General features: G+C 72.3%; 4 protein-coding genes. 2 read left to right on the top strand and 2 right to left on the bottom strand.

Translation table 11 applies throughout. The features are described from left to right. Positions 1-18: 18 nt before the first annotated feature. The gene (gene coaA / locus ABD308_RS22545; RefSeq protein ID WP_344338001.1) at positions 19-1,014 is read right to left on the bottom strand and encodes a type I pantothenate kinase; all 996 of its coding nucleotides are present in this window, start codon (positions 1,012-1,014) and stop codon (positions 19-21) included. A gap of 99 nt (positions 1,015-1,113) precedes the next feature. Here coaA and glmS point away from each other — a divergent pair, with 99 nt between their 5' ends. Continuing rightward, positions 1,114-2,970: a glutamine--fructose-6-phosphate transaminase (isomerizing) gene (gene glmS, locus ABD308_RS22540; protein ID WP_344337999.1), complete on the top strand. Its 1,857-nt coding sequence runs from the start codon at positions 1,114-1,116 to the stop codon at positions 2,968-2,970. A gap of 30 nt (positions 2,971-3,000) precedes the next feature. Here glmS and ABD308_RS22535 read toward each other — a convergent pair whose 3' ends face one another. Further along, on the bottom strand, positions 3,001-3,558 hold the full coding sequence (locus tag ABD308_RS22535; RefSeq protein ID WP_344337997.1) for a Uma2 family endonuclease: 558 nt from the start codon (positions 3,556-3,558) through the stop codon (positions 3,001-3,003). Positions 3,559-3,727: 169 nt separating this feature from the next. On the opposite strand from ABD308_RS22535, the gene ABD308_RS22530 reads away from it, so the two are divergent. Continuing rightward, a partial coding sequence (locus ABD308_RS22530; protein ID WP_344337996.1) for an NAD(P)H-hydrate epimerase occupies positions 3,728-4,748 on the top strand: 1,021 nt, incomplete at its 3' end.

Below are 4,748 nucleotides of genomic sequence, written 5' to 3'. Positions count from 1 at the left end.
TCGCCGTCGTTCCGTCGGTCAGAGCTTGCGCAGCAGCGCCCGGCGGACCTTGTGGTCCTGGCCCTTCTGCAGGATCAGGGTGGCCCGGCCCCGCGTCGGCAGCACGTTCTCCAGCAGGTTGGGCCGGTTGATGGTGCGCCAGACCTGGCGGCCGTACTCCATCGCCTCCTCCTCCGGCACCTCGGTGAAGCGGCGGAAGTAGGAGTTCGGGTCCTGGAAGGCGGTCCGCCGCAGCTTGCGGAAGCGGTCCAGGTACCAGCTCTCGATGTCGTCGGTGCGGGCGTCGACGTAGATGGAGAAGTCGAAGTAGTCGGCCACCGCGAGGCGGGTGCGGCCGTCCGTGCCGGGCAGGGCCGGCTGGAGCACGTTCAGTCCCTCGACGATGAGGATGTCCGGGCGCTCCACGGTGAGCCGCTGGTCCGGCACGATGTCGTAGACCAGGTGCGAGTAGACCGGCGCGGTGACCCGCTCCTTGCCGGCCTTCACGTCCGCGACGAAGCGCGTCAGCGCCCGGCGGTCGTAGGACTCGGGGAAGCCCTTGCGGGCCATCAGGCCGCGCCGGCGCAGCTCGGCGTTGGGCAGCAGGAAGCCGTCGGTGGTGACCAGCTCGACCCGGGGGTGCTCGGGCCAGCGGGCCAGCAGCGCCTGCAGCAGACGGGCGGTGGTGGACTTGCCGACCGCCACCGAGCCGGCCACGCCGATGATGAACGGGGTGCGGGTGCGCTCGGTGTCCGGGGTGTCCAGGAAGGTGCCCAGCGTGCCGCGCAGTTCGTGCGTGGCGTGGATGTAGAGGTTCAGCAGCCGGGACAGCGGGAGGTAGACGTCCCGGACCTCGTCGAGGTCGAGGGCGGTGCCGAGACCGCGCAGCCGTTCCACCTCCTCGGCGGTCAGCGGCAGCGGCGTACGCTCGCGCAGCGCGCTCCACTCGGCCCGGCTGAGGTCCACGTAGGGGGACGGCGAGGGACCGGGCGTGGTGTCGCCCCGCGTACAGAGTTCGGTCAGCACATGCTCCATTGTGGGCCGTAGCGCCGTTCGGGGTGGTTGTGGTGTCGGTCACGGCCGGCGGGCGGACCGTGCGAAAAGGGCGCTCGGACCGCCCTTATGCTGGCACGCATGTGCGGAATTGTTGGATACGTGGGCTCCCAGCCCGCCCTTGACGTAGTAATCGCAGGCCTGCAGCGACTGGAGTACCGGGGTTACGACTCGGCCGGTGTCGCGGTGCAGGTGCAGGGCTCCGACGGGCAGTGGAGCCTCGCCACCGACAAGCGGGCCGGGAAGCTCGCGAACCTGGAGAAGTCGCTCGCCGAGACCCCTCTTCCCGGCGGCACCACCGGCATCGGCCACACCCGCTGGGCCACCCACGGCGGCCCGACGGACGCCAACGCCCACCCCCATCTGGACGACGCCGCCCGGGTGGCGGTCGTCCACAACGGCATCATCGAGAACTTCGCGCTGCTCCGCGCCGAGCTGGCCGAGCGCGGCCACGTGCTGCGTTCGGAGACCGACACCGAGGTCGTCGCGCACCTGCTCGGCGAGGAGTACCGGGGCGACCTGGCGGAGGCCATGCGCGCCGTCTGCGTCCGGCTTGAGGGCGCGTTCACCCTGGTCGCGGTGCACGCCGACGCCCCGGACGTGGTGGTCGGCGCCCGTCGCAACTCGCCGCTGGTGGTCGGGCGCGGCGAGGGCGAGAACTTCCTCGCCTCGGACGTGGCCGCGTTCATCGCGCACACCCGCGAGGCGATCGAGCTGGGCCAGGACCAGGTCGTCGAGCTGCGCCGGGACGGCGTGACGGTGACCAACTTCGACGGCACCCCCGCCGACGTGCGCGAGTACCACGTCGACTGGGACGCCTCGGCCGCCGAGAAGGGCGGCTACGACTACTTCATGCTCAAGGAGATCGCCGAGCAGCCGAAGGCCGTCGCGGACACCCTGCTCGGCCGGATCGGCACCGACGGCCGGCTCACCCTCGACGAGCTGCGGATGTCCGACGCCGACCTGCGCGCGGTCGACAAGGTCGTCATCGTCGCCTGCGGCACCGCCTTCCACGCGGGCATGATCGCCAAGTACGCGATCGAGCACTGGACCCGGATCCCGTGCGAGGTGGAGGTCGCCTCCGAGTTCCGCTACCGAGACCCGATCATGGGGCCGGGCACGCTGGTCATCGCCATCTCGCAGTCCGGCGAGACCATGGACACCCTGATGGCGCTGCGGCACGCGCGCGAGCAGGGCGCCAAGGTGCTGGCGATCTGCAACACCAACGGCTCGACCATCCCGCGCGAGTCGGACGCGGTGCTGTACACCCACGCCGGCCCCGAGGTGGCCGTCGCCTCCACCAAGGCGTTCCTGACCCAGCTGGTCGCCTGCTACCTGGTGGCGCTGTACCTGGGCCAGGTGCGCGGCACCAAGTGGGGCGACGAGATCCTCGCCGTCATCAAGGAGCTCGGCGACGCGCCCAAGCAGGTCGAGCAGGTGCTGGAGACCATGGAGCCGGTGCGCGAGCTGGCCCGCTCCCTGGCGGACGCGCGCTCGGTGCTGTTCCTGGGCCGGCACGTCGGCTTCCCGGTGGCCCTGGAGGGCGCGCTCAAGCTCAAGGAGCTCGCCTACATGCACGCCGAGGGCTTCGCGGCCGGCGAGCTGAAGCACGGGCCGATCGCGCTGATCGAGGAGGGTCTGCCGGTCGTGGTCGTCGTGCCGTCGCCGCGCGGGCGCTCGATCCTGCACGACAAGATCGTCTCCAACATCCAGGAGATCCGGGCCCGTGGTGCGCGGACCATCGTGATCGCGGAGGAGGGCGACGAGGCGGTCGTCCCGTACGCCGACCACCTGATCCGCATCCCGGTCACGCCGACCCTGCTGCAGCCGCTCGTCTCCACCGTGCCGCTGCAGGTCTTCGCCTGCGAGCTCGCCACGGCCAAGGGCCACGAGGTCGACCAGCCGCGCAACCTGGCGAAGTCGGTCACCGTCGAGTAGCCCGGCCGGTGCCCCTGCGGTGGCTGCGTCCTACCGCAGGGGTGCCGTGTCGAGAGTGAACGAGAACGGCGCGGGCAGGTCGATCGGCTTGCCGAACTCGACCTTGGTCCGGGTGATGTAGTCGTCGCCCTCGGGGTTGGTGAACAGAGTGACGGTGCGCTCGTCGCGGTCGATCAGCAGGTAGCAGGGGATTCCCGCAGCGGCGTAGCCCCTGCGCTTGGGCTCGCGGTCCTTGTGCGGGTTGATCGAGGTGACCTCGAAGACGAGTAGGACGCCTCCCGCCGGGGCCCAGGAATCCAGATGGTCGAACTGGTCGGCCGGGACGATTGTGCCGTCGGGGATGAACCGGCCCTTGGGAGTGATCAGGCCCTTGACGCCGGCGATGTCCAAATCGATCGCGGCGCTTCGAAAGAACTGCTTGGCGAGCTTCGAGACGGCGCCCTCGTGCTGTCCGCTTGGTGGCGGCGTCACGACGATCTCCCCTTCGATGAATTCGGCTTTGCTCCCCACGGGGGCGTCCAACTCCAGAAACGCCTGGAGGAGGCTGTCCTCGCCCAGCGGGTGCTCGACTGCCGGCATGGCGACCATGGCCCTTCTCCCTCCTGTGGGTCCGTGCCGAGCCACACGGTAGGCATCCGGACCGACACCGGTGGAGGATCGACGTGGGTGTCACTCGAAAGTGTGCCGCAGGCCCGGCTGCCGTGGGGCGGTGACGCGGGCTAGCGTCGCGGTAGCCGACCGCTGAAGGAGTCTCCGCATGCGTCACGCCCATCGCGTCGAAGTCGTCCGTGCCGCCGAGGCCGCGCTGATGGCCCGGCTCCCCGAGGGGACGCTGATGCAGCGGGCCGCCGTCGGGCTCGCCGCGACCTGCGCGCGGCTGCTGATCCGCCGTCGTGGGCGGGTGTACGGCGGCCGGGTGGTGGTGCTGGCGGGCAGCGGGGACAACGGGGGTGACGCGCTGTACGCCGGGGCGGCGCTGGCACGGCGCGGGGCGGGGGTGTCGGCGGTGCTGCTCGCACCCGGGCGGGCGCACGCCGGGGGGCTCGCGGCGCTGCGGGCGGCCGGTGGGCGGGTGGTGCTGGAGCAGGAAGTCGGCCTGGCCGACTTCTCGCGCGCGGACCTGGTGCTGGACGGTGTCGTCGGCATCGGCGGGAAGGGCGGGCTGCGGCCGGAGGCCCAGCCGTACGCGCGGGCCGGGCGGACCGGGGTGGTGGTGGCCGTCGACGTGCCCAGCGGGGTGGACGCCGACACCGGCGAAGTCGCGGGCGTGGCGCTGCGGGCGGACGTGACGGTGTGCTTCGGCACGTACAAGCCCGGGCTGCTGGTCGATCCGGGTGCCTCGTACGCCGGGGTGGTGCAACTGGTGGGGATCGGGCTGGAGCTGCCGATGGCCGAGGTCGCGGTGCTGCAGCACGCGGACGTGGCCGGACTGCTGCCGGTGCCGGGGGTGGAGAGCGACAAGTACCGGCGCGGGGTGGTCGGGGTGGCGGCCGGGTCGGCGCGCTACCCGGGGGCGGCGCTGCTCGCGGTCGCCGGGGCGCTGCGCGGCGGCGCGGGCGCGGTGCGGTACGTGGGGACGGCGGCCGAGGAGGTGGTGCGGCGGTTCCCGGAGACGCTGGTCACCGAGGGCGGTCCGGCGGGGGCGGGGCGGGTGCAGGCCTGGGTGGTCGGGCCGGGCGGCGGCGAGGGGGCCGAGCGTGCGCTCGCGGAGGCGCTGGCCGCCGACGTGCCGGTGCTGGTCGACGCGGACGGGCTGACCGAGCTGGCCCGGCTCGGGC

The sequence above is a fragment of the Kitasatospora putterlickiae genome, assembly GCF_039527695.1.
GTDB lineage: Bacteria > Actinomycetota > Actinomycetes > Streptomycetales > Streptomycetaceae > Kitasatospora > Kitasatospora putterlickiae.
Note: the sequence above shows the minus strand (reverse complement) of the source record. Positions and strands in the feature narration are given on the sequence as shown.